Source organism: Streptomyces ochraceiscleroticus, assembly GCF_000720485.1.
Classification (GTDB): domain Bacteria; phylum Actinomycetota; class Actinomycetes; order Streptomycetales; family Streptomycetaceae; genus Streptomyces; species Streptomyces ochraceiscleroticus.
Map to the genome: position 1 here is coordinate 51129 of NZ_JOAX01000003.1, position 23289 is coordinate 74417.

The 23289-nt window shown below is 71.9% G+C and carries 17 protein-coding genes; 3 read left to right on the forward strand and 14 right to left on the reverse strand.

The genetic code is table 11. From position 1 onward, the window contains the following. Positions 1 to 104 precede the first annotated feature (104 nt). The 6 genes from serA to IG84_RS0104525 form a co-directional block, all read right to left on the reverse strand. Positions 105 to 1709 carry a phosphoglycerate dehydrogenase gene (serA, locus tag IG84_RS0104495; RefSeq protein ID WP_031051585.1) on the reverse strand — a complete coding sequence of 535 codons (1605 nt, stop codon included), beginning with the start codon at positions 1707 to 1709 and terminating at the stop codon, positions 105 to 107. 247 nt (positions 1710 to 1956) lie between these two features. Beyond that, complete coding sequence (gene ilvC / locus IG84_RS0104500; RefSeq protein ID WP_030258096.1) at positions 1957 to 2955, reverse strand: ketol-acid reductoisomerase; 999 nt, start codon at positions 2953 to 2955, stop codon at positions 1957 to 1959. Between the two features lie 147 nt (positions 2956 to 3102). Then, positions 3103 to 3627, reverse strand: coding sequence for an acetolactate synthase small subunit (gene ilvN, locus IG84_RS0104505; RefSeq protein WP_030623861.1), 525 nt, complete (start codon positions 3625 to 3627; stop codon positions 3103 to 3105). A 32-nt stretch (positions 3628 to 3659) separates the two neighbouring features. Next, a complete protein-coding gene (locus IG84_RS0104510) occupies positions 3660 to 5516 on the reverse strand; it encodes an acetolactate synthase large subunit (protein ID WP_031051586.1) in 1857 nt (618 codons plus the stop codon). A 207-nt stretch (positions 5517 to 5723) separates the two neighbouring features. After that, positions 5724 to 8711 carry a putative bifunctional diguanylate cyclase/phosphodiesterase gene (locus tag IG84_RS0104520; protein ID WP_031051588.1) on the reverse strand — a complete coding sequence of 996 codons (2988 nt, stop codon included), beginning with the start codon at positions 8709 to 8711 and terminating at the stop codon, positions 5724 to 5726. A 319-nt stretch (positions 8712 to 9030) separates the two neighbouring features. Further along, on the reverse strand, positions 9031 to 9990 hold the full coding sequence (locus tag IG84_RS0104525) for a 2-hydroxyacid dehydrogenase (RefSeq protein WP_031051590.1): 960 nt from the start codon (positions 9988 to 9990) through the stop codon (positions 9031 to 9033). 88 nt (positions 9991 to 10078) lie between these two features. On the opposite strand from IG84_RS0104525, the gene IG84_RS0104530 reads away from it, so the two are divergent. The 3 genes from IG84_RS0104530 (at position 10079) to IG84_RS41005 (ending at position 12818) form a co-directional block, all read left to right on the forward strand. Beyond that, positions 10079 to 11071, forward strand: a complete 993-nt coding sequence (locus IG84_RS0104530; protein WP_031051591.1) for an aldo/keto reductase — start codon at positions 10079 to 10081, stop codon at positions 11069 to 11071. A gap of 324 nt (positions 11072 to 11395) precedes the next feature. Further along, complete coding sequence (locus IG84_RS0104535) at positions 11396 to 12577, forward strand: PQQ-dependent sugar dehydrogenase (RefSeq protein ID WP_031051594.1); 1182 nt, start codon at positions 11396 to 11398, stop codon at positions 12575 to 12577. Between the two features lie 67 nt (positions 12578 to 12644). Beyond that, positions 12645 to 12818: a DUF6191 domain-containing protein gene (locus IG84_RS41005; RefSeq protein ID WP_245659225.1), complete on the forward strand. Its 174-nt coding sequence runs from the start codon at positions 12645 to 12647 to the stop codon at positions 12816 to 12818. Positions 12819 to 12828: 10 nt separating this feature from the next. Here the strand turns inward: IG84_RS41005 and IG84_RS0104545 are convergent, their stop codons facing one another. From IG84_RS0104545 to IG84_RS0104575, 8 genes are all read right to left on the reverse strand, one after another. Then, positions 12829 to 15993, reverse strand: coding sequence for a helix-turn-helix transcriptional regulator (locus tag IG84_RS0104545; RefSeq protein WP_031051596.1), 3165 nt, complete (start codon positions 15991 to 15993; stop codon positions 12829 to 12831). Between the two features lie 94 nt (positions 15994 to 16087). Continuing rightward, positions 16088 to 16273 carry a hypothetical protein gene (locus IG84_RS0104550; protein WP_031051597.1) on the reverse strand — a complete coding sequence of 62 codons (186 nt, stop codon included), beginning with the start codon at positions 16271 to 16273 and terminating at the stop codon, positions 16088 to 16090. Between the two features lie 192 nt (positions 16274 to 16465). Then, positions 16466 to 17050: a hypothetical protein gene (locus IG84_RS0104555; RefSeq protein ID WP_031051600.1), complete on the reverse strand. Its 585-nt coding sequence runs from the start codon at positions 17048 to 17050 to the stop codon at positions 16466 to 16468. 136 nt (positions 17051 to 17186) lie between these two features. After that, the gene (locus IG84_RS0104560) at positions 17187 to 19451 is read right to left on the reverse strand and encodes an MMPL family transporter (protein ID WP_078648604.1); all 2265 of its coding nucleotides are present in this window, start codon (positions 19449 to 19451) and stop codon (positions 17187 to 17189) included. Positions 19452 to 19577: 126 nt separating this feature from the next. Then, the gene (locus IG84_RS40430; RefSeq protein ID WP_342668404.1) at positions 19578 to 20114 is read right to left on the reverse strand and encodes a phospholipase domain-containing protein; all 537 of its coding nucleotides are present in this window, start codon (positions 20112 to 20114) and stop codon (positions 19578 to 19580) included. A gap of 10 nt (positions 20115 to 20124) precedes the next feature. Then, positions 20125 to 21021 (reverse strand): carbohydrate ABC transporter permease, encoded by an 897-nt coding sequence (locus IG84_RS0104565; protein ID WP_078648605.1) that lies wholly within the window; start codon positions 21019 to 21021, stop codon positions 20125 to 20127. Further along, a complete protein-coding gene (locus tag IG84_RS0104570) occupies positions 21018 to 21899 on the reverse strand; it encodes a carbohydrate ABC transporter permease (protein WP_031051605.1) in 882 nt (293 codons plus the stop codon). The genes IG84_RS0104565 and IG84_RS0104570 overlap by 4 nt, the downstream gene beginning before the upstream one ends. A 28-nt stretch (positions 21900 to 21927) precedes the next feature. Then, positions 21928 to 23259, reverse strand: a complete 1332-nt coding sequence (locus IG84_RS0104575; protein WP_051861385.1) for an ABC transporter substrate-binding protein — start codon at positions 23257 to 23259, stop codon at positions 21928 to 21930. Positions 23260 to 23289: the final 30 nt, after the last annotated feature.

Here is a 23289-nt window from a genome sequence, read left to right on the forward strand (position 1 = left end):
GCGCCCCGCCGTCGCACGGGGCCCCTGTGAATAACCTCCGCGCGACACAGCGAAGGGCCCGGACGGAAGGAATCCGTCCGGGCCCTCGCACAGGCGTGCGACCGTCAGTCCGTGAGGTTCACCGTACGCGCGGAGGTGGCGCCGATCTCCTCGGCGATCTCCGTGAGCACCGGCGCCGCGATCGTGTCGTCGACGGTCAGCGCGACCAGCGCCTCGCCGCCCACGTCCGCGCGGGAGACCTGCATGCCGGCGATGTTGATGCCCGCCTCGCCCAGGATCCGGCCGAGCGTGCCCACGACACCGGGGCGGTCGCTGTAGCGCAGGAACGCCATGTGGTCGGCGAGCGCCAGGTCGATGCTGTGGTCGTTGACGGCCACGATCTTCTGCTGGTGCTTGTGGCCGGCCAGCGTGCCGGAGACCGAGATCTCCTCGCCGCCGGAGAGGGTGCCGCGGACGGTCACCACGTTCCGGTGCTCGGGCGACTCGCTGCTGGTGGTCAGCCGCACCTCGACGCCACGCTCCTGCGCGAACAGCGGTGCGTTGACGTACGAGACGGTCTCGTCGACGACGTCCTCGAAGACGCCCTTGAGCGCGGAGAGCTCCAGCACCTTCACGTCGTGCTGGGTGATCTCGCCGTACACCTCGACGTCGAGGCGGACCGCGACCTCGCCCGCGAGCGCGGTGAAGATCCGGCCGAGCTTCTCGGCCAGCGGCAGACCGGGCTTCACGTCCTCGGCGATGACGCCGCCCTGGACGTTGACCGCGTCCGGGACCAGCTCGCCGGCGAGCGCCAGGCGCACCGAGCGGGCCACCGCGATACCGGCCTTCTCCTGCGCCTCACCGGTCGAGGCGCCCAGGTGCGGGGTGCACACGACCTGGTCGAACTCGAAGAGCGGGGAGTCCGTGCAGGGCTCGGAGGCGTAGACATCCAGGCCGGCGCCGGCGACCCGGCCCTCCTTGAGGGCGGTGGCGAGCGCGGCCTCGTCCACGATCCCGCCGCGCGCGGCGTTGACGATCCGGACGGACGGCTTGACCTTGTGGAGCGCCTCGTCGCCGATGAGGCCGACGGTCTCCGGGGTCTTGGGGAGGTGGACGGTGATGAAGTCCGAGACCTGGAGCAGCTCGTCCAGGGACAGCAGCTTGACGCCCATCTGGGCGGCGCGCGCGGGCTGGACGTAGGGGTCGTACGCGACGACCTTCATGCCGAAGGCGGACATCCGCTGGGCGACCAGGACGCCGATGCGGCCGAGGCCGACGACGCCGAGGGTCTTCTCCGCCAGCTCGACGCCGGTGTACTTGCTGCGCTTCCACTCGCCGTTCTTGAGGGCGGTGTTCGCCTGCGGGATGTTGCGCGCGGTGGCGACCAGCAGACCGCAGGCCAGCTCGGCGGCGGTGACGATGTTGGAGGTCGGCGCGTTCACGACCATCACGCCGGCCTTGGTGGCGGCGGAGACATCGACGTTGTCCAGGCCCACGCCCGCGCGGGCGACGACCTTGAGCTTCTTCGCGGCGGCGATGGCCTCGGCGTCGACCTTGGTCGCGGAGCGCACGAGGATCGCGTCGACGTCGGCGATGGCGGGGATCAGCTCGGCGCGGTCGGCGCCGTTGCAGTGCCGGATCTCGAAGTCCGGACCGAGCGCGTCGACGGTCGCGGGCGACAGCTCTTCGGCGATCAGTACGACAGGTTTGCTGGCAGGGGCAGTGCTCACGTGGTCTTCAGTCCTCACTAATCCTTCGCGGACGGCCGTCCCGACGGCCGAAGGCGGTGAAGGGGGCAGCCGCGTGGAAGACGCACGACGTTGTGAGCCTGACGCGCTTGTGGTCAGCAGTGTAGTGGCGTTTCAGGGCTCCTCCTTCGCCGGAGCGTAAGGATCACCCGTGCGTGGTTCTACGCAGTGGACAAGGTGGCGGCGTAAGGGGCCGTGCCGATACGGCACGGCCCCTCGCGCACGAGGCTTACGCCTCCTCGTCCACCCAGCTCATCAGGCCACGCAGCTTCTTGCCGGTGGTCTCCAGGAGGTGGTCGGCGTCGGCCTTCTTGTACTCGTTGTACTTCGGCAGACCGTCCGCGTACTCCTTCATCCAGGTGTTGGCGAAGGTGCCGTCCTGGATCTCGCCGAGGACCTTCTTCATCTCGGCCTTGGTGGCGTCGGTGACGATCCGCGGGCCGGTGACGTAGTCGCCCCACTCGGCGGTCTCGGAGATCGACCAGCGCATCTTCTCCAGGCCGCCCTCGTACATGAGGTCCACGATCAGCTTCAGCTCGTGGAGGCACTCGAAGTACGCGATCTCCGGCTGGTAGCCCGCCTCGACCAGGGTCTCGAAGCCGGCCTTGACCAGGGCGGCGGTGCCGCCGCAGAGCACGGCCTGCTCGCCGAACAGGTCGGTCTCGGTCTCCTCGGTGAAGGTCGTCTTGATGACGCCCGCACGGGTGCCGCCGATGCCCTTGGCGTAGGACAGGGCCAGCGCGAAGGCGTTGCCCGAGGCGTCCTGCTCGACCGCCGCGATGCACGGCACGCCGCGGCCCTCTTCGTACTGGCGGCGCACGAGGTGGCCCGGGCCCTTGGGGGCGACCATGCACACGTCGACGTTGGACGGGGGCTTGATGAAGCCGTAGCGGATGTTCAGGCCGTGGCCGAAGAACAGGGCGTCGCCGTCCTTGAGGTTGTCCTTGACGGACTCCTCGTAGACCTTCGCCTGGATCGGGTCCGGGACCAGGATCATGATGACGTCGGCCTCGGCCGCCGCCTCGGAGGGGCTCACCACGCGCAGGCCCTGCTCCTCGGCCTTCGCCTTGGACTTGGAGCCCTCGTGCAGGCCGACGCGCACGTCGACGCCCGAGTCGCGCAGCGACAGCGCGTGGGCGTGGCCCTGGCTGCCGTAGCCGAGAACCGCGACCTTACGGCCCTGGATGATGGACAGGTCGGCGTCGTCGTCGTAGAACAGCTCGGCCACTTCGGGTATCTCCTTGGTACTAGCTGGTGCCCACAGACTATGCCGGGGCTGGGGGGTGAAAGCTCAGGGTCTCGCCATACGGGCAGCGGCCGCGGGCGAGGGGGCGTGTTCCGGCCGCGGCGGGGTCCCGCGGCCGGAGTACGCGGGTCAGGCCGAACGGTCCAGGGCCCGCAGCGAGCGGTCCGTGATGGACCGGGCGCCGCGCCCTATGGCGATCGTGCCGGACTGGACCAGCTCCTTGATGCCGAACGGCTCCAGCATCTTGAGCATGGCTTCCAGCTTGTCGGCGCCGCCGGTGGCTTCGATGGTGACGGCCTCCGGCGAGACGTCCACGGTCTTGGCGCGGAAGAGCTGGACGATCTCGACGATCTGGGAGCGCGTCTCGTTGTCCGCGCGGACCTTGACCAGGACCAGTTCGCGGTGGATGGCCGAGGACGGCTCCAGCTCGACGATCTTCAGGACGTTGACCAGCTTGTTCAGCTGCTTGGTGACCTGCTCCAGCGGGAGCGACTCGACATTTACGACAATGGTGATGCGTGAGATGTCGGGGTGCTCCGTGACACCGACGGCGAGTGAGTCGATGTTGAAGCCGCGGCGGGAGAACAGCGCGGCGATCCTGGCCAGGATACCCGGCGTGTTCTCCACCAGGACGGAGAGCGTGTGCTTGGTCATGTGCTCGGTCTCTTCTCTTCTGTCCTGGCCGGTCAGTCGTCTTCGTTGTCGCCGAAGTCGGGGCGCACCCCGCGGGCCGCCATGACCTCGTCGTTGGAGGTGCCGGCCGCGACCATCGGCCAGACCATGGCGTCCTCGTGGACGATGAAGTCGACGACGACCGGGCGGTCGTTGATGGCGTTGGCCTTGGCGATCACGGCGTCCAGCTCGGCCGGGTCCTCGCAGCGCATCGCCACGCAGCCCATGGCCTCGGCCAGCTTCACGAAGTCCGGGCAGCGGGTGCCGGTGTTCGGGGCGGGCTCATCGTCCGGGCCACGGTGCAGCACGGTGTTGCTGTACCGCTGGTTGTAGAACAGGGTCTGCCACTGGCGGACCATGCCCAGCGCGCCGTTGTTGATGATGGCGACCTTGATCGGGATGTTGTTCATGGCGCAGGTGACCAGTTCCTGGTTGGTCATCTGGAAGCAGCCGTCGCCGTCGATGGCCCAGACCGGGCGGTCGGGCTGTCCGGCCTTGGCACCCATCGCGGCGGGGACCGCGTAGCCCATGGTTCCGGCGCCGCCGGAGTTCAGCCAGGTCGCGGGCTTCTCGTAGTCGATGAAGTGGGCGGCCCACATCTGGTGCTGGCCGACGCCCGCCGCGTAGATCGTGTCCTCGGGGGCGAGCTGGCCGATGCGCTGGATGACCTGCTGGGGGGAGAGCGTGCCGTCCGCGGGCAGGTCGTAGCCGAGCGGGTAGTTCTCGCGCCAGCGGTTCAGGTCGTTCCACCAGGCGGCGTAGTCGCCGGTGCGGCCGGCCTCGTGCTCGGCCTGGACGGCGACGATCAGGTCGGCGATGACCTCGCGGGCGTCACCGACGATCGGCACGTCGGCGGTCCGGTTCTTGCCGATCTCGGCCGGGTCGATGTCCGCGTGGACGATCTTGGCGTACGGGGCGAAGCTGTCCAGCTTGCCGGTGACGCGGTCGTCGAAGCGGGCGCCCAGGGCGATGATCAGGTCGGCCTTCTGGAGCGAGGTCACGGCGGCCACCGAGCCGTGCATGCCGGGCATGCCCAGGTGCTGCGGGTGGGTGTCGGGGAAGGAGCCCAGCGCCATCAGGGTGGTGGTGACGGGGGCGCCGGTCAGCTCGGCGAGGACCTTGAGTTCGGCCGTCGCGCCGGCCTTCATCACGCCGCCGCCGACGTAGAGCACCGGGCGCTTGGCGTCGGTGATCAGCTTGGCGGCCTCGCGGATCTGCTTGGCGTGCGGCTTGGTGACCGGGCGGTAGCCGGGCAGGTCGGTCGTCGGCGGCCAGGAGAAGACCGTCTTGGCCTGCATGGCGTCCTTGGCGATGTCCACCAGGACGGGGCCGGGGCGGCCGGTGGAGGCGATGTGGAACGCCTCGGCGATCGTCTTCGGGATGTCGGCCGGGTCGGTCACCAGGAAGTTGTGCTTGGTGATCGGCATGGTGATGCCGCAGATGTCCGCCTCCTGGAAGGCGTCCGTGCCGATCGCGGCGGAGGCGACCTGGCCGGTGATCGCGACCAGCGGGACGGAGTCCATGTGGGCGTCGGCGATCGGGGTGACCAGGTTGGTGGCGCCGGGGCCCGAGGTGGCGATGCAGACGCCGACCTTGCCGGTGGCCTGCGCGTAACCGGTGGCCGCGTGGCCCGCGCCCTGCTCATGGCGGACCAGGATGTGGCGGACCTTCCGGGAGTCCATCATCGGGTCGTACGCCGGGAGGATCGCACCGCCGGGAAGGCCGAATACGGTGTCGGCCCCGACCTCCTCGAGAGAACGAATGAGGGACTGCGCGCCCGTGACGTGCTCGACGGCGGAGGCGGACTGCTGAGATCCGCCGGAACGGGCCCGCGGCTGCGGATGGTGGGCCCCGGTGGCCTGCTCGGTCATCTGCGTCTCTTCTCGGAGGTGAGGGTTTTGATGTGGTTTGGCGGTGCTGGTGCAACAAAAAACCCCTCGTGCCGTCAGGCAAGCGAGGGGAGCGCGTCGGTGCGGTGCGCCGGGCTACTGCAGGGCCCGGCTTCAGCCGACGCGCTGTCCAAGTACGAGAATTCGGGTGCGCATGGCTCTGACCTTCCCCCCGGCGCACCTGGAGTGTCAAGTGGGTGGGACGGGGGTCTCACTATTTGAGCGCAACGGGGGATGGCTGATCGCGTCGGGTCCGGCCGGCACCTCGCCGGTGGTGAGCCGCCGTGGCAGCTCTCCCAGCCGTGCGCCGCCGCCCGGCTCCCGGGGGCCGGAGGCCCGCCGGGCGGCCGGCACGGCGCTGCTCAGCACCATCTCGCGCCCCTCGGGCAGCAGGCCGGGGAGGGGGTACCCGCCGATGCCGAGCGCGCGGCGCAGCCGGTGCTCGTCCAGCGGTCCGGAGAACGCCATGCCCTGGCCGTGCGTGCAGCCCATCGCGCGGAGCGCGCTGACCTGCTCGGGCCGGTCCACGCCGTCGGCCACGGACTGCAGCCCGAGGTCGCCGGCGATCCGCAGCAGCCCCGCGGTGATCTTGTGCAGCCGCGCGGACTCCACGACGCCGTCGACCAGGCCGCGGTCCAGCCGCAGCACGTCGATGGGCAGCCGGCGCAGCGCGCTGATCGCGGCGTATCCGCTGCCGAAGCCGTCGAGCGCGATCCGTACGCCGAGCCGCCGCAGGGCCGCCAGCCGGCGCTCCAGCTCGTCCAGCGGGATCCTCGGGTCGCTGTCGGACAGTTCCAGCAGGAGCGATCCGGACGGCAGGCCGTGCCGCGCGAGTAACGTCTCGATGGACCGGGGCGGGAGCTTACGGTCCAGCAGCCGGCGGGCGGAGAGCCGGACGGCGACGCAGACCGCGTGGCCCGCGTGGTGCCGCCGCGCCGCCTGCTCGACCGCCTCCTCCAGTTGCCAGCGCCCCAGCTCGGCGGTGCGCTCGCCGTCGTCGGCGACCGCCTGGCCGCGCTCGCCGACCCGCAGGAATTCGGCGGGGGTGAAGAGGATGCCCTGTGCGGAGCGCCAGCGGGCCTGTGCGGCGACCGCCGTGATCCGGCCACTGGCGAGCTCCACGACGGGCTGGTGGAGCAGCGCGAATTCGCCGTCGTGCAGCGCTGTGCGCAGCCTCGTCGCGATCTCGGAACGGCGCACCACGTCGGCCTGCATCTGGGGTGCGTACAGCTCCACGCGGCCCTTGCCGGCCTGCTTGGCGCGGTACATCGCCAGGTCGGCGTTGCGCATCAGCCCGGCCGGGGTGACGCCGGGCTCGGCGAAGGCCACGCCGATGCTGGCCGCGACCCGGACGTCCTGGCCGTCGATGCGGTACGGCTCGGACAGCCTGATCCGCAGCCGGTCGGCGATCTCGTGGACGCGGAACTCCCGGCTCGTGCGGTCGTGGCTGCCGTCGCCCGTGATGAGCGCGGCGAATTCGTCGCCGCCCAGGCGTGCGGCGATGTCGCCGGCGCGCACGGATTCGGCCAGCCTGCGGGCGGCCTGAATCAGCAGTTCGTCTCCCGCCTGGTGTCCGATGGTGTCGTTGACCTGCTTGAATCCGTCCAGGTCGATGTAGAGCACGGCGGTGTCGTGGTCGGAGGAGCGGCGGCCGCTGACGGCCTGGCTGACCCGCTCGGTGAACAGCGCGCGGTTGGGCAGGTCGGTGAGCGCGTCGTGCGAGGCGTTGTGCTGGAGCTGGGCCTGCAGGCGCACCCGTTCGGTGACGTCGCGGGAGTTGAAGATCAGGCCGCCTTCGTGGCGGTTGACCGTGGACTCGACGTTCAGCCATTCCTCGCCGCCGGGGCGGCCACCGCCGGCCCGGAAGCGGCACTCGATGCGGGTGGTGGGCTCCGCCTCGGGGTCGGCGGCCAGGAATCGCCGTACTTCGTGCACCACGCGGCCGAGGTCCTCGGGGTGGATCAGGGAGGCCAGCTCGGAGCCGACCAGGTCCTCGGCGTCGCGGCCGTAGACGCCGGAGGCGGCGGGGCTGACGTAGCGCAGTACGCCGGTCGGCGCGGCGATCATGATGACGTCGCTGGAACCCTGGACGAGGGAGCGGAAGTGGTTCTCCTTCTGGGCCAGCTCCCGGGTGAGGGTGATGTTGTCCACGAGCATGATCCCCTGGCGTACGACCAGGGCGAGCACGACCGTGCAACCGGTGAAGAGCACGACGTGGTCGATGCGCCGGCCGTCCAGGACGTTGAGCAGGATGCCCAGGGTGCAGACGGCGGCGGCGAGGTACGGGGTCAGCGCGGCGAGCGACCCGGCGATCGGGCGGGTGCCGGGGGGCACGGCGGCGCGCCGGGTGGCGCGCGTGAAAGCGTCCCCCGCGGAGTCCGTGCCGCAGCGTGCGGCGACCCACGGGGCGTACGCCAGCAGCATGGAGCCGGCGAACCAGCCGGCGTCGAGGATCTGCCCGGAGCGGTAGTGCTCGCGCAGCAGCGGCGAGGTGAACAGCGCGTCGCACAGCACGGTCAGCGCGAGCGCCGCGATGGCGGTGTTGATCGCCGAGCGGTGCGCCGAGGAGCGCTTGAAGTGCAGCGCGAGGACCATGCTCACCAGGACGATGTCCAGGAGCGGGTACGCGAGGGACAGGGCGCCCTGCGCGACCGTCTGGCCCTGGAAGTGGGCGTTGTGCGCGAGCGCCAGGCTCCAGGAGAGCGTGAGCAGCGAGCCGCCGATCAGCCAGGCGTCCAGCGCCAGGCAGACCCATCCGGCCCGGGTCACGGGCCGCTTGGCGAGTACCAGCAGGCCCACGATGGCGGGCGGTGCGAAGAGCAGGAAGCAGAAGTCGGCGACGGAGGGGCTGGGCACGGGGGCTTCGAGGACGACCTCGTACCATCCCCAGATGCCATTGCCGATGCCCGCCATCGCGGAGGAAACCGCGAACAGCAGCCAGGCGGGTCGAAAGCGGCTGTGGTGCCTGCGGGCGTACAGCACGCAGGAGACCGCTGCGGCCAGGGCGGCCGCGCTGAGCCCGAAGTCACCCATGATCAGGGCCAGTTTCTCCGAGCCCCAGCCGAACGCGGCGCCCGTGGCGTAACCTCCGCAGACGACGGCGAGCACAATCTGGGGCAGGCTGCTCGCGGGCCGCGGCCGGGCCGGCGGGGCGAGCACCGCGCCGGAGGCGGTCACCGGGCTCTCCCCCGCGCGGCCCACCGGCGTGGTCGTGGCGGGCACGGCCCGCGCTGCGTCCGTATCGCGGTGGGTACGCGCGGAACGCGCGTGTGCTCAGCGGTCCTCGTCTCGGTGGTGCATCGGCCGTACATCGCCCGTCGCCCCCCTCGGTTCCGGTCGTTCGCTGCGCGCCGCCACGTCCCGGCGCGGGTCCCCGTTCGGGACGATACACCAGTTCCGTCACACAGGGACATAGTCGCTCTACGGAGCGTGACTGGCAGGCGAGTTGGTCGCACAGGACGCAGTCGTACGACTCCGTAGAGCTACGCGCAACCCGTCAGCCGGCGGTGGTGATGACGTTCCGGAGAGGCTCGCCGGCCGCGAAGAGCCGCAGTTGATCACGGAGAAGCCGCTTCGCACGGGGCAGGAATGCAGTACTGGGGCCACCGACGTGCGGAGTGATGAGCACGCCGGGAGCGTGCCACAGGGGGTGAGTGGCAGGCAGCGGTTCCGGATCGGTTACATCGAGTGCTGCCCGCAGCCGTCCCGACTCGAGTTCGGCGAGCAGTGCCTTGGTGTCGACGACTCCCCCGCGCGCGATGTTGACGAGCAGTGCGCCGTCCTTCATGCGGGCCAGGAAATCGGCTCCGACCAGGCCACGGGTGTCTTCGGTGAGCGGCGTCGCCATGATCACGACATCGGCGTCGGGCAACATGGCAGGCAGTTCCGCGAGCGGAAGCACAGGACCGCGCACGGTGTCACGAGCGGTGCGCGCGATGCGCGCCACCCGCGCACACTCAAACGGCGTGAGCCGGTCCTCGATAGCACTTCCGATCGAACCGTAACCCACAATGAGGACGGACTTGTCGGCCAGCGAATCACGGAAGCCCTGCCGCCACTGCCCCGCGTCCTGGGACCGGACGAATGCGGGGATGTCGCGGAGCGCGGCGAGAATGAGGGTGAGGGTGAGCTCGGCGGTGCTCGCGTCGTGCAGACCGCGTGCGTTGCACAGCTTGGCACCGGCCGGCAGCCGGGGCACGGCCGGCAGCATGTGCTCGATGCCGGCCGTGAGGGTCTGGACGACGCGGACGTTCGCCATCTCCGGGAGCGGCTTCAGGATGCGGTCGGCGGGCTTCATGTAAGGGACGGCGTAGAAGGCGCAGCGGGCGGGATCCGCGGGATATTCGGGGCCGGCGTCCCAGTGGACGTAGGAGAGGTCCTCGGGGAGCCCGTCGATCTCGGTGGCGGGTATGGGGAGCCAGACGTCGGTGGCGCGAGTGGTGTCTGCGGAAGCCATGGCCCGAGGCTATGCGAAGAGTGCCCCTCATCAGACGTTAGTTTGGTCAGCGCCCTTGACCGGGGCGAGGGGACGGAGGCACGACCAGGTGGAGCGCAGGACAATCGGTGCGGCGGCGCTCGAAGTGGGCGCTATCGGGCTCGGCTGCATGCCGATGAACTGGGGGTACACCGCGTCGCAGCAGCACGGGGAGGGCTCGGTGCGGACCGTGCACGCCGCGCTCGACCGGGGCTGCACCCTGTTGGACACCGCCGACATGTACGGCCCGTTCACCAACGAACTGGTACTCGGACGGGCACTGAAACACCGCCGTGACCAGGCATTTCTCTCGACGAAGGTCGGTCTGCTGGTCGGCGACCAGCACATCGTCGCCAACGGCCGCCCCGGTTACGTGAAGCGGGCCTGCGACGCCTCGCTGCGCCGGCTGCAGACCGATCACATCGACCTCTACCAGCTGCACCGCTCCGACCCCGAGGTGCCGATCGAGGAGACCTGGGGGGCGATGGCGGAGCTGGTGGCGGCCGGGAAGGTGCGTGCGCTGGGGCTGTGCGCCGTGGGGGCGCGGGCTCCCCGGCGCCGCGGCGCCCGTACGCACGACCTCACACTGCACCAACTGGAGCGCATCCAGCAGGTGTTCCCGGTCAGCAGTGTGGAGGCGGAGCTGTCGGTGTGGTCGCCGGACGCGCTGGAGGCGCTGCTGCCGTGGTGCGAGACGCGCGGCGTGGGCTTCCTCGCCGCGATGCCGCTCGGCAACGGCTATCTGACCGGCACCCTCACCCCGGGCCAGGGCTTCGAGCCGGAGGACCTGCGGGCCCGGCACCCGCGCTTCACGGCGGAGATGATGGCCGCCAACCAGCCCGTCGTGGCGGGGCTGCGCCGGGTGGGCGCGCGGCACGGCGTGACGCCGGGGCAGATCGCGCTGGCCTGGGTACTGGCCCAGGGCCGCCACGTGGTCCCGATACCGGGCACGAAGAAGGAACGCTGGGCCACCCAGAACGCCAAGGCCGCGGCGGTACAGCTGACCCGCCACGACCTCGCGGAGATCGCGTCGCTGCCGCCGGCGCGGGGGTCTTGGGACTGAGGCGGCGGCGCGCATACGGGGCGAGTCGAACACCGCGGTTCCCCTGACCAGGGGTTACCCGAGGAGCAGGAGCGGAAACCGGCGCGCGGCTGGGGCCGAACGGGCGCGCCTACGGGGGCGAATCGGCGCGCCTACGGGGGCGAATCGAACGCCTCTGAACCCCCGACCGGGGGTTACCCAGGGTGCGGAGGCTTGGAAACCGGAGCGGGGAGTGGAAACCGCCGCGCGAGGGCGGGAACCGCAGCGCAGGGAAGGGAAACCGCTGCGCGGGGGCGGGCCTCGTGTGGTGTGCTGGTGGTCGCCGCCGATGAGAGGACGCCCGCCGTGCCACGCCGTACCGCGATCGCCGTGCTGACCGCCGCCCTACTGCTGGCGGCGGGCTGCTCCTCCGGGGGCTCCTCGGGCGGCTCCTCAGGCGGTGACGGTGGTACGGGCGGGAAGTCCGCCGGGCCCTCGCGCGGCGGGAGCGCGTCGGGCGCGCCGCACCGTACCCCCTCCGCCGCCCCGGCCAAGGGCTCGGTGAAGGTGGTCTCCACCCTGACCACCGGCCTGAAGTCTCCCTGGGGCGTGGCCGCGCTGCCCGGCGGCGACCTCCTCGTGGCGTCCCGGGACACCGGGACGATCCTCAAGGTGGACGGCGAGAGCGGGAAGAAAACCGAGCTGGGGTCGGTGCCCGGCGTGGCCCCGGACGGCGAGGGCGGGCTGCTGGGCCTCGCGGTCTCCTCGACGTTCGGCGCCGACCACCTGGTGTACGCGTACTTCACCACCGCGTCCGACAACCGCATCGCCCGCATGATCTACAACGACAAGCGGCCGGCCGGCGATCAACTGGGCGCGCCCGACACGGTGTTCAAGGGCATTCCCAAGGGCCATATCCACAACGGCGGGCGGATCGCCTTCGGCCCGGACAAGATGCTGTACGCCGGCACGGGCGAGACCGGTGACGGCGAACAGGCCCAGGACCAGGACTCCCTGGGCGGCAAGATCCTACGAATGACGCCGGACGGCGAGCCGGCGCACGGCAATCCCTCGGCCGACTCCGTCGTCTATTCGTACGGCCACCGCAACGTCCAGGGGCTGGCCTGGGACGCCGGCAAGCGGCTGTGGGCGTCGGAATTCGGCCAGAACACCTGGGATGAGCTGAACCTGATCCGGCCGGGCGGGAACTACGGCTGGCCGGAGGCCGAGGGAAGGAGCGGCGGGGACTCCTCGTCCGTACAGCCGGTCGAGCAGTGGCGTACGGCGGACGCCTCGCCCAGCGGGATCGCGTACGCCAAGGGGTCGGTCTGGATGGCCGGGCTGCGCGGCGAGCGGCTGTGGCGGATCCCGCTGCGGGGCACGGAGCCGGTCGCGAAGCCGCAGGCATTCCTGGAGGGGAAGTACGGGCGGCTGCGGACGGTCCTGCCGACCGGGGACGGCGGGCTGTGGCTGGTCACCAGCGAGACGGACAAGCGGGGCACGCCGGAAAAGGGCGACGACCGGATTCTGCGACTGAAGATCACATGATGTCCTTTTTGCGGCGGGCGTGCCTACACTGGCCGCAGTGAGCAGGACGCCACGCCAGGGGGTCGCGATGTTCAACCTCGCCGAAGAGCTCTTCGCGCCGGGCCGCAAGCACACCGAGGACGAGCGGCAGAAGCTCTCCCTCATGGTCGTGGACGTCGGCGACTCCGATCCGGGCCTCGGCCCCATCGACCTCGCCTCCGGGCGGGTGGTCGTCCGCCTGCCGCGGGCCGCTCGGCCTTAGCTACGGGCCCTCAGGCCGACTCCGCGTCCGGGAACAGCCGCAGCCGGTGTGCCAGCGCGCCCGCCTCGCCGCGTCCCGAGACGCCGAGCTTGGCCAGGATGTTGGAGACGTGCACGCTCGCGGTCTTCGGCGAGATGAAGAGCGCGTCCGCTATCTGGCGGTTGCTGCGCCCCACCGCGACCAGCCGCAGCACGTCCTGCTCGCGCGGCGTGAGCCCCAGCGAGTCGGCCGTCGCGCCGGTCCTCGTGTCGGCCGTCGCGCCGGTCGTCGCATCGGCGGTCGCGACGGTGGTCTCCGCTGTCCGGTCTCCCGCCGGCCCAGCACGCACGGGCCCAGTGAGCGCGGGCGCGGACTGTGCGGGCACGGACGTGAGACCGCCGGATCTTCGTCCCTCCGGCAGGATGATCCGGGCCCGCAGCGCGAGCCGGTCGATCTCCAGGGCCAGCGGGTCCGCGCCCATCCACCGCGCCGCGGCCCGCGCCTCGGCGAGCAGCGCCGTGGCTGCCTCACGCTGCTCGCGGGCGGCCGGGCCGCAGGTCAGCAGCGCCTCCGCCCAGCGGTGGCACGCCCAGGCCAGCTCGTAGGGCCGCTCGACGCGGCGGAGCGCGGCGACCGCCTCGGCCCAGCGCTCCGGCGACGGCCGTCCCTCGGCCCGGCACAGCTCGGCCTCGGTCAGCCGGCCGTACGCCTGCCACACCGGGACCGGGCGGGGCAGCGTCCGCACCACCGCCGCCAGCCGGGCGAGCATCTCCTCCCGTCCGCCGGCCGCGGCGGGCAGCCCGCGGGCGTCCGCCTCGGCGGCGGCGGCCCGCCACAGCAGCGGCCAGCCGAAGCTGTACGTATCGAGCGGGAACCCGGCCGTCAGTAACGGCTCCAGCACCTCCCGGGCCGCCGCCACGCCCTCCCGGTGGACGGTGATCTCGTACGCGAAGCGGGTCATGGGGATCGTGTACTGCGGTTGGTTCTCATAGCTGCCGAAGTCGCGCCGGGCCACCCGCAGTTCTTCCGCGGCGGTGTCGAAGTCGCCGCGGAGCAGCGCCAGGTCGGCGTGGCGGGAGGCGGCCAGCGCGCGGGTGCGGCTGCCCAGGGCGAGGCGCCGGCAGTCGGCCGCGGCCGCCGCCGACTCCGTCCAGCGGCCCAGCGACATCAGGCTCTCGGCGAGATTGCCGTACACCCAGCTGCGGGAGTCCTTGAGGCCGAAGTGCTCGGTCATGGCGAGCCCGCGCTCGGTCGCGGCCACCGCCTCCGCCGAGCGGCCCACCGACTCCAGGTGCGAGGGGAGGTTGCTGAAGCCGCGCGCGACGACGGCCGAATAGCCGCGCTCCAGCGCCCGGTCCAGCGCCGCGCGGAAGCCGGACAGGCCGCCGTCCACGTCGCCCGAGGAGACCTGCAGGCCGTACAGCGTGAGGCGGGCGTTCAGCTCGACCTCCTCCTCGCCGACCAGGCAGGCGAGCTCCACGGCACGCTCGGCGGCGGTGAAGGAGTCGGGGCCCGGGGCGTGCAGCGCGCCCCAGGCGGCGGCCTGCGCCAGCACCGCGGCGTGCACCGGCGACGGCGGCAGCCCGCGCACCAGCTCCTGGGCGCGGCCCAGGTCCTCCCAGCCGTCGCCGCGCCCCGTGCTCTGCGCCAGCCGGGAGCGCTGGGTGAGAAACCATGCCTCGCGCAGCGGGTCGTGCTCCCCCGCGAGGGCGCGCAGTGCCCGCCGGGTGACCGTGTAGGCGCGCTCGCGGTCGCCGGAGAGCCGGGCGGCCACCGCGATCTCGGCGAGCAGGTCCAGATAGCGCAGCGCGTCGTCGTCGCAGCCGCTGGCCGGATACGCCTCGGCGCAGTCCACGGGGCGGACGGCGAGCCGGACGTCCTTGGGGACCTCGTCCCACAGCTCCAGTGCGCGGTCCAGCAGCCGCAGCTGCTCGGCGTGGGCGTGCCGGCGGCGGGCCGTGACCGAGGCGGTGAGGACGGCGGGGAGCGCCTTGGCGGCGTCCCTGGCGTGGTACCAGTAACTCGCCAGGCGGGTGGCGCACGCCTCGGCGCGCACCAGGCCCGGCTCGGCTTCGAGGGCTTCTGCGTACCGGCGGTTGAGGCGGGTGCGCTCTCCGGGGAGCAGGTCGTCCTGGACGGCCTCGCGGACCAGCGCGTGCCGGAAGCGGTAGCCCGTGCCGTCGCTGGTCGGCACCAAAGTGTTGCTGCCGACGGCGACCCGCAGGGCCTCGATGAGGTCGTCCTCCGGCAGGCCGGCGACGGCCGCGAGGAGGTCGTGCTCGACGGTGGAGCCGCCCTCGGCGGCCGTCCGGATCACCCGCTGGGTGTGCTCCGGAAGTGCCTCGACGCGCACGAGGAGGAGGTCGCGCAGCGAGTCGCTGAGGCCGGGGAGCGTGCCGTCGTGGATGCTGCAGGCCAGCTCCTCGACGAAGAAGGCGTTGCCCTCGGAGCGCTCGAAGACCCGCTCGACCAGGGCCTCTTCGGGCTCGCTGCCGGTGATCCCGGCCATCTGGGAGCGGACCTCGTCGCGGGTGAAGCGGGCCAGCTCGGCGCGCCGGACCGTGCGCATGCGGTCGACCTCGGCGAGGAAGGGGCGCAGCGGGTGGCGGCGGTGGATGTCGTCGGAGCGGTACGTCGCGACCAGCAGGACCCCGGCGTCGTGGAGGGTGTGCAGCAGGTAGCTGAGCAGCTCGCGGGTGGAGCGGTCGGCCCAGTGCAGGTCCTCGACGAGGATGACGAGGGTGCGGCCGCGGGCGAGCCGCTCCAGGAGCCGGGCGGTCAGCTCGAAGAGGCGGGCGCGGCCGTGCTCGTCGTCGCGCGACTCGCCCGGGGCCTCGCCGAGCTCGGGCAGGATGCGGGCCAGCTCGCCCTCCTGGCCTCCGACGGCGGCGGCCAGCTCCTCGGGCAGGCGGGAGTTCAGCGTGCGCAGGATCGCGGAGAACGGGGCGAACGGCAGGCCCTCGGAGCCGATTTCGATGCAGCCGCCGAGGGCGACGAGCGCGCCGGCGGCGCGGGCGGCCGCGGCGAACTCCTCGATGAGCCGGGTCTTGCCCACGCCCGCCTCGCCGCCGACGAGCAGCGCCTGCGGCTCGCCGGAGGCCGTGGTGCGCGCGAGGGCGTCGCCCAGCAGGCTCAACTCGCTGCTGCGGCCGACGAACACGCGACTGACGGACCTGGTCTCCACGTCGCAGAGCATCGCACAGGGGTCTGACAATCCGGCACCGAGTTTTGCGGGCGACGGGCTGCCTCCGCGAGCGTTCACCGGCCCGCGTCCGTAAGGCATTTCGGCCTTATGCCGCGGCCCGGCGGCGGGCCCGTACACCCCGGCCCCACCTGCTCACCCGCCCTTCAGACGCGTTGCCGGCGGACCGTGCGGCGCGGCGGCCCTCGGCGGCCTCGCGGGCCAGCCGGTCGCGGTCGGCCTCCCGGCGCAGTTCCTCGGCGCGGGCGCGGTGCTGCGCTTCGTAGTAGAGCATGGCGTCTCCTGGTACGGCCGCGGGAAGCGTGTTCCCACGGCGGCTGACGGTACGTCGTCAGCCTGGCCGCCTCAGGGGGTGCGCCACATCGGGCAACTTCCCGATCTCCACGACCGGAGGGGCCTTAGATCCGCTGCCGTGTCTCACGCAGCGGTCTAAGGCCCCTCCTGTATGCCGTCATGCGGGCTCTCCTCAGGAGCCGCCGCCGGGGCTGAGCTTCGGGGCGGACGCGAACAGGTCGAGGTACATGCCGCCGGCGATCACCAGGCCGAGCACGGCGAGCGCGAAGCCGCCCCAGGCGACGGCCCGGGTCCAGGCGGCCTGCGGGCGGCGGAGCAGGACGGCGCCGGTGACCACGAGGGCCAGCACGGCGAAGATCCCGTTGACGAGGGCGGTGGTGTGCCAGGGGGTGGTGTAGACGGCGGCGATCTGGTCCTGGGTCTTGCCGGTCTGGAGCTTGATCTGGCCGAGGACGGTCTGCCGCTCGGCGAGTACGGTACCGGCCCAGGTGCCGGTCAGGGAGGCGAGGCCGAGGGCGGCACCGGCGACGGCGCCGGCCCCCGCCGCGATACCGCGGCCGCGCGCAAGACCGGCCCGCTCGGTGCCGGGCGCGTCCTCCGTGAGGAGTTCCTCCTGACGGTCCTCCTCCGTGGCGGTGGTGTCCGGAGTGCTGTCCTCGGGTGCGGCAGCCCGCTCCTCAGGCTTCGTGTCCGCCGCCGCGTCCCCGGTGACCGCCCCGGTCTTCTCGGTGTCGTTCTTGGTCGTCGTGGTACCCATGGGCGCGACCGTAGGGGCCGCGTCTGAGAGTCGTATGAGAGAGCGGGCCAACACCGGATGACGAGCGCGCGAACGGCGTCCGGACGGCCCGGTCAGCCGCGTACGAATGGGGCGTCCGCCCCGTACGAGTGGCGCGTCAGCTACGCACGAGTGGCGCGTCCGCCGCCTCCCGCGGCTCCGGGACGAGCACCACCGGCACGGCGTCCCCGTACTCCTCCTCGTACTCCTCCGGCGGCTCGATGCTGAGGCGCGGCAGGCGCCGCTCCAGCCAGCCCGGCAGCCACCAGTTCGCGCCGCCCAGCATGTGCATCAGCGCCGGCACCAGGAGCGTGCGCAGCACGAAGGCGTCCAGGGCGACCGCGGCGGCCAGCCCGATGCCGAACATCGCGATCGTCCGGTCGCCGCTGAGCACGAAGGCGGAGAACACCGCGATCATGATGACCGCCGCGGAGTTGATCACCCGGCCGGTCTCGGCGAGTCCGACCCGCACGGACCTGCAGTTGTCGTGTGTGCGCCGCCACTCCTCGTACATCCGGCTGACCAGGAAGACCTGGTAGTCCATGGAGAGGCCGAAGAGGACGGAGACCATGATCACCGGCAGGAACGGTTCGATCGGGCCGCCGCTGCCCAGGCCGAGCAGCTCGCTGCCCCAGCCCCACTGGAAGACGGCGACGACGACTCCGAAGGCGGAGGCGACCGCGGCGACGTTCATGACCGCGGCCTTGAGCGGGATGCCGATCGAGCGGAAGGCCAGCAGGAGCAGCACGGACCCGAGGGAGACGACCACGCCCACGAAGAGCGGCAGCTTGCCGACGATCACGTCGGCGAAGTCGTCGTAGCCGGCGGTCACGCCGCCGACGTCGACGTGCAGCGTGGAGGCGTCGGCGGCCTCGGGCAGCACGTCGCCGCGCAGCCGTTCGACCAGGTCGGAGGTGTCCTTGGACTGCGGCGAGCTGTCCGGGACGACGGTGATCACGCCGGTACTGCCGCTGCCGTCGAACTCCGGCCCGCTGACCTGTGCCACTCCGGGCGTGTTCCGCAGCTTGTCCGGGAGGCCGTCGAAGGCGAGCCGGTCGTCGGCGCCGTCCAGGTCGCCGACCAGGGTCAGCGGCCCGTTGAAGCCGGGGCCGAAGCCGTCGGCGAGCAGGTCGTACGCCTGCCGGGTGGTCGAGGAGCGCGGGTCGGTGCCCTGGTCGGAGGTGCCCAGGTGCAGCCCGAGGGTGGGCAGCGCGAGGACCAGCATGACGGCGGCGGCGAGGCCGCCGAGCAGCTTGGGGTGGCGCTCGACGAAGCCGGACCAGCGGACCGCGAAGCCGGTGGGCTGCTCGGGGCGGGGACCGTCGGCGGCGAGCCGGCCGCGTTCGCGGCGCCCCAGTACGCGCGTCCCGATCAGCCCCAGGAGCGCGGGCAGCAGCGTGACGGAGGCGGCCACGGTGAGCACGACGGTCAGCGAGGCGGCGAGCGCGACGCCGTTGAGGAAGCTCAGCCGCAGGACGAACATGCCGAGGAGGGCGATGCACACGGTCGCCCCGGCGAAGACCACGGCCCGTCCCGAGACGGCCACCGCCTTCTGCGCGGCCCGGTCGACGTCCATCCCCGCCCGCAGGTTCTTGCGGTGCCGGGTGACGATGAACAGCGCGTAGTCGATGCCCACGCCGAGTCCGATGAGCATGCCGAGCATCGGTGCGAAGTCCGCGACGGTCATGACGTGGCCGAGCAGGCCGATGCCGGCCGACGCGGTGCCGACCGCGACGACCGCGGTGATGATCGGCAGGAGGGTCGCGGCCAGCGACCCGAAGACGAGGAAGAGCACGACGGCGGCCGCCGCCAGGCCGAGGCCCTCGGCGAGGTGGCTCTGCGGCGCTTCGGTGAGGCCGGCGCCGGCGCCGCCGAGCGCGACGGTGAGGCCGTCCCCGGACGCGGCCTGTGCGGTGTCCACGACGGCCTGTACCTGCTTCGGGTCCAGGTCGTCGGCGGGTGCGTCGAAGACCACCGTGGCGTAGGCGGTGTGCCCGTCCTGGCTGATGCGCTGTTTGGCGTCGCCGGCCGGGGCCTCGTCGGTGCCCGTGCCGTGCGGGCCGTCGGGGCCGTCCACGGAGGCGACCCCGGGCAGCCCTACGATCCGGTCCAGGGCGTGGTCCATCCGGTCCTGTACCGCGTCCGCGCGTACGGTCCCGGAGTCGGTGTGCCACACAAGGGTGTCGTTGTCCCCGGACAGCCCGGGGAAGGCGTCCGCCATCCGTTCCGCGGCGCGCCCGGACTCCGTACCGGGGACGTCGTATTTGTTCGAGTACGAGGAGCCCAGCGCACCGGCTGCCGCCACGACGCCCGCGAGGACGGCGAGCCAGAGCACGATGACCAGGGCGCGGCGCTTCAGGCACCACCGGGCAAGAACGGTCATGAGGGCCTTTGTCTGCTTCCCGGGGTTTGTGCGCCGAACCCCGGGATGACCGGTGCTGCCGAGCGCGGGACGGGCGGGAGGTGGCACGGGCCCGCCGCCTGCCGACGAAGGGGCGGCGGGCCCGCATCACACGAGAGTGACAGCCCGAAAAGATCCTTTGACCCCTTTGTGCCCTTCCCCACAAAGAAGCGAAGGATCGGCCTCCGCGAGGTTCGGCCCGTTATGGACTCCGTGCCGTCCTCGATGTGGCCCAGCAGCCGGCGGCGGAACGATTCGTCTTCCCTGACCGTGACGTTTAGGCCGTACCAGCCGTGGTCGGGGTCCGCGGAGTGCGCCGGCGTACGGGTGCGGCCCGCGGTCAGCGTCACCGCGCGCCCGCCGCGGTCCCGGCGGACTCCCGCCGGAAGCCGTTGGGCCCGGTGAGGCGGAAGTCGTACGTCCGGTCCCGGACCGGTACGTCCCGGCCGGCCTCCCCCGTACGTCACGGTGCCGGGGTGTGGCGTATTCCCGCGCATACGGGTACAGCGCGAGGTGCGCGGCCGCCGCGCCACTGTTGCGCAGCGCCGGCCGGAAGCGCCCGGCCGCCGGACCGTAGGCGCCGTCCGCGTCGGGCCGGTACGGCAGCGGACGGGCCGGGCGCGTGCCCTCCTCCGGCCGCGGCAGCCGCGCGTCCTCACTTGCCGATGCCGGCCGCCAGCCCTCGCACGAAGTGCCGCTGTCCGATCAGGAAGATCACGATCATCGGCAGCGCGGCGATGGTGAGGCCCGCGAAGAGGATCGGCCAGTTGGAGTTGAGCCGCCCCGCCATGTCGGCGAGACCCACGGGCAGCGTCTTGAGCCGGTCGTCGGTGATGAAGACCAGTGCGAAGGCGTACTCGTTCCAGGCGAAGAGCGCCTGCAGGACGGCGGCGGAGGCGAGGATCGGGCGGGCCATCGGGACGACCACCCGCCAGAACGTCTGCCAGCGGCTCGCCCCGTCGATGTACGCCGCCTCCTCCACCTCCACCGGCTGCCCCAGCAGGTACGCGCGGATCAGGAAGGTGGTGAAGGGCACCTTGAAGGCGGTGTAGAGGACGATCAGCGCCCAGTACGTGTCGTAGATCCCCAGCGCCTGGAGGAGCTGCGAGAGCGGCACCAGGGCCACCGTCGGTGAGAGCATCATCGCGCCGAGCACCAGCAGCAGCGCCGGCTGCGAGCAGGGGATGTCGAGCCGGGTGAGGCCGTAGGCGGCCCAGGCGCTGATGAGGACGACGGCCAGCACGCTCGCCGAGGTCACCAGCACGCTGTTGAGCAGATAGCCGAGCACGCCCTGCTGCCAGGCGTCGGCGTACGTCGACCAGTGCGGGTCGGTGGGCAGTCCCCAGGGGTCGGCGAAGATCTCGCCATTGGTCTTCAGGCCCGCCAGCGCCATCCAGCACAGCGGGTAGATCACCGCGACGGCGAGCGCGGCCAGCGCGCCGTAGGCCAGTACGCGCACGGCGACGGGGCCGAAGCGGGCGGGGGCGCGCCCTGTGGGGGACGAGGCCGGTTCCGGTGCCGTACGGGCGGTCCTGCCGAGGGTGAGGGTCATGCGGCGACCGCCTTTCTGCGCGAGTGGAGAAGCTGCAGGGCACCGGCGGCGAAGGTGATCAGGAAGATCACGGTGCCGATCGCCGCGGCGTATCCCATGTCGTCGCCGGTGAAGGCGCTGGCGTACAGCCAGGTCCCCAGCACCTGACTGGAGTTGGCGGGCCCGCCGCCGGTCATCACCATCACCTCGTTGAAGACCAGGAAGGCCCCGGACACGGTGAGGATGATCAGCAGGGTGGTCATCTCGCGCACCATCGGCACGGTGACGTTGAAGAACGTGCGGATCCGTCCCGCGCCGTCCACGGTCGCCGCCTCGTACAGCTCGCGGGGTATGCGCTGGATCGCGACGGTCAGCAGCATCGTCGTGTACCCGAACGACTGCCACTGGCTCATGTTGATGACGCCCCAGATGGAGGTGGCGGCGTCGCCCAGCCAGTCGTGCTGGAGGCCGTCGAGCCCGACCGCGGCCAGGGCGCCGTTCACCAGGCCCGCGTCCGGCTGGTAGAGGAACTGGAAGAGCAGGCCCGCGACGGTCATGGAGACGGCCGCCGGGATGAAGTACACGGCGCGCAGCACCCCGCGCAGCCGCCGCCCGATCAGCTCCTCCAGTACCGCGGCGAGCACGAGCGCCGCGCCGACCTGGAAGACGACCGAGGTGACCGCGTAGAACACGTTGTTGAGCAGCGCGTGCCAGAAGACCGGGTCCTGCAGGGCCTGCCGGTAGTTCTCCAGGCCGACGTAGCGCATGCCGGGCCGGAAGACGCTGAACTTGAAGAGGCTGAGCCGGACGTTCTCGACGATCGGGTAGTAGACGAACAACGCGATCAGCGCGAGCGCGGGAGCGGCATAGAAGGCGTGCCGGATGCGGCGTCGTGTCACTGGTGCACCTCCTTCGGGGCGGGCGGGGTCAGGGGCGGACGCCGAAGCGGCGGGCGTTCTCGGCGCCCCGGCGCACGGTCTTCATGGCCTGTTCCGGGGTGGCGTTGCCGCCGAGCACGGAATCGGCGGCCGACAGATAGGGATTGACGACCTTGTCGTCGGCGCGGGTGTCGAGCCAGACGGCGATGTCGTGGCTCGCGATCGTCCGCTGCGCGCCGGCCAGCCCCGGCAGCCGCGCGGCGTCCGCCGTGCCCTTCACCGCGCTCAGCCAGCCCAGCTCCCGCACCATCTTCCGGGCCTGCTCCCGGCTGGTGAGGAACTTCAGGAAGTCCACGGCGAGCGCCTTGTCCGGCGAGGAGTTGGAGACCATCAGGCCGTCCACGCCGCCGGCGATGGCGCGCGGCGAGCCCTTGGCGCCGGGGATCGCGGGCATCGGGAAGAAGTCCCAGTTCTCGGCGTACGCCTTGGGCGCGCCCCCGCTCTCGTCCAGGTACGAGAACTCCAGCGTCTCCAGGTACTGCATGGCGGCCTTCCCGTACAGCATCCGGGCCTGCGCCGACTCGTGGCTGATGCTGGTGCCGCCGGGCGGCATGCACCGCTGCCGCAGCCGCGCCAGGTCCTTGAACGCGCGGACGTATCCGGGGTGGGTGAAGGCGTGGGCTCCGCCGTCGTAGTCCCTGGCCAGCACGTCGGCCGGCACTTCCATGGCGTTGAACTGGGTCAGCAGGTGCCCGGCCGGCCAGCCGTACTGGTTGCCGAAGGCCAGCGGCGTGTACCCGGCCTTCTTGATCCGGTCGCAGGCGGTGAGCAGTTCGGGGAAGGTCCGCGGGACGCGCCGCACCCCGGCCTTCGCGAAGATCTTCTCGTTGTACGCGAAGACCTTGGCGTCCATGTCCAGCGGCACGCCGTACCGCCGCCCGCCGTAGGTGAAGGCGCGCAGCGCGTCGCCCTCGAAGCGCTCGCCCCAGCGGGTGCCGTCGAGCTGCCCGGTGAGGTCGGCGGCGAGCCGCCCGTCGGCGAACTTCTGCGCGTACCGCCCCGGCCAGGCGAAGTAGATGTCGGGCAGTTCGCGGGAGGCGGCGAGCACCGCGATCCGGTCCTTGTAGGGCTGGTCGCCGACGGCCTGGAGGTCGATGGTGACGCCGGGGTTGCGCTTCTCGTACTCCCGGGCCGCCGCCTTGAAGTACGGGGCGTACTCGGGGTCCGCCCACTTCTCCAGGACGGTCAGGTGGCCGTGGGGCTTTCCGGCGAGGCGGAAGTCGTCGGCGGTGACCCTTACGGGGGCCTGGCCGCAGCCGCTGAGCAGCGTCAGCAGTACGGCGAGCAGGCAGCCGGCGGCGGCTGCCGGGGTGCGGCGCATCGGCTCTCTCCTGGCGGTCGGAGGGGTGGT

Excerpts from the sequence above, each read along its gene's own strand:
- IG84_RS0104560 (WP_078648604.1), bottom strand. The coding sequence starts at position 19,451 with ATGACCGTTCTTGCCCGGTGGTGCCTGAAGCGCCGCGCCCTGGTCATC.
- IG84_RS0104575 (WP_051861385.1), bottom strand. The coding sequence starts at position 23,259 with ATGCGCCGCACCCCGGCAGCCGCCGCCGGCTGCCTGCTCGCCGTACTG.
- IG84_RS0104550 (WP_031051597.1), bottom strand. The coding sequence starts at position 16,273 with ATGCTCTACTACGAAGCGCAGCACCGCGCCCGCGCCGAGGAACTGCGC.
- IG84_RS41005 (WP_245659225.1), top strand. The coding sequence starts at position 12,645 with ATGTTCAACCTCGCCGAAGAGCTCTTCGCGCCGGGCCGCAAGCACACC.
- IG84_RS0104510 (WP_031051586.1), bottom strand. The coding sequence starts at position 5,516 with ATGACCGAGCAGGCCACCGGGGCCCACCATCCGCAGCCGCGGGCCCGT.
- IG84_RS0104545 (WP_031051596.1), bottom strand. The coding sequence starts at position 15,993 with ATGCTCTGCGACGTGGAGACCAGGTCCGTCAGTCGCGTGTTCGTCGGC.
- IG84_RS0104565 (WP_078648605.1), bottom strand. The coding sequence starts at position 21,021 with ATGACCCTCACCCTCGGCAGGACCGCCCGTACGGCACCGGAACCGGCC.
- IG84_RS0104555 (WP_031051600.1), bottom strand. The coding sequence starts at position 17,050 with ATGGGTACCACGACGACCAAGAACGACACCGAGAAGACCGGGGCGGTC.
- ilvN (WP_030623861.1), bottom strand. The coding sequence starts at position 3,627 with ATGACCAAGCACACGCTCTCCGTCCTGGTGGAGAACACGCCGGGTATC.
- IG84_RS0104525 (WP_031051590.1), bottom strand. The coding sequence starts at position 9,990 with ATGGCTTCCGCAGACACCACTCGCGCCACCGACGTCTGGCTCCCCATA.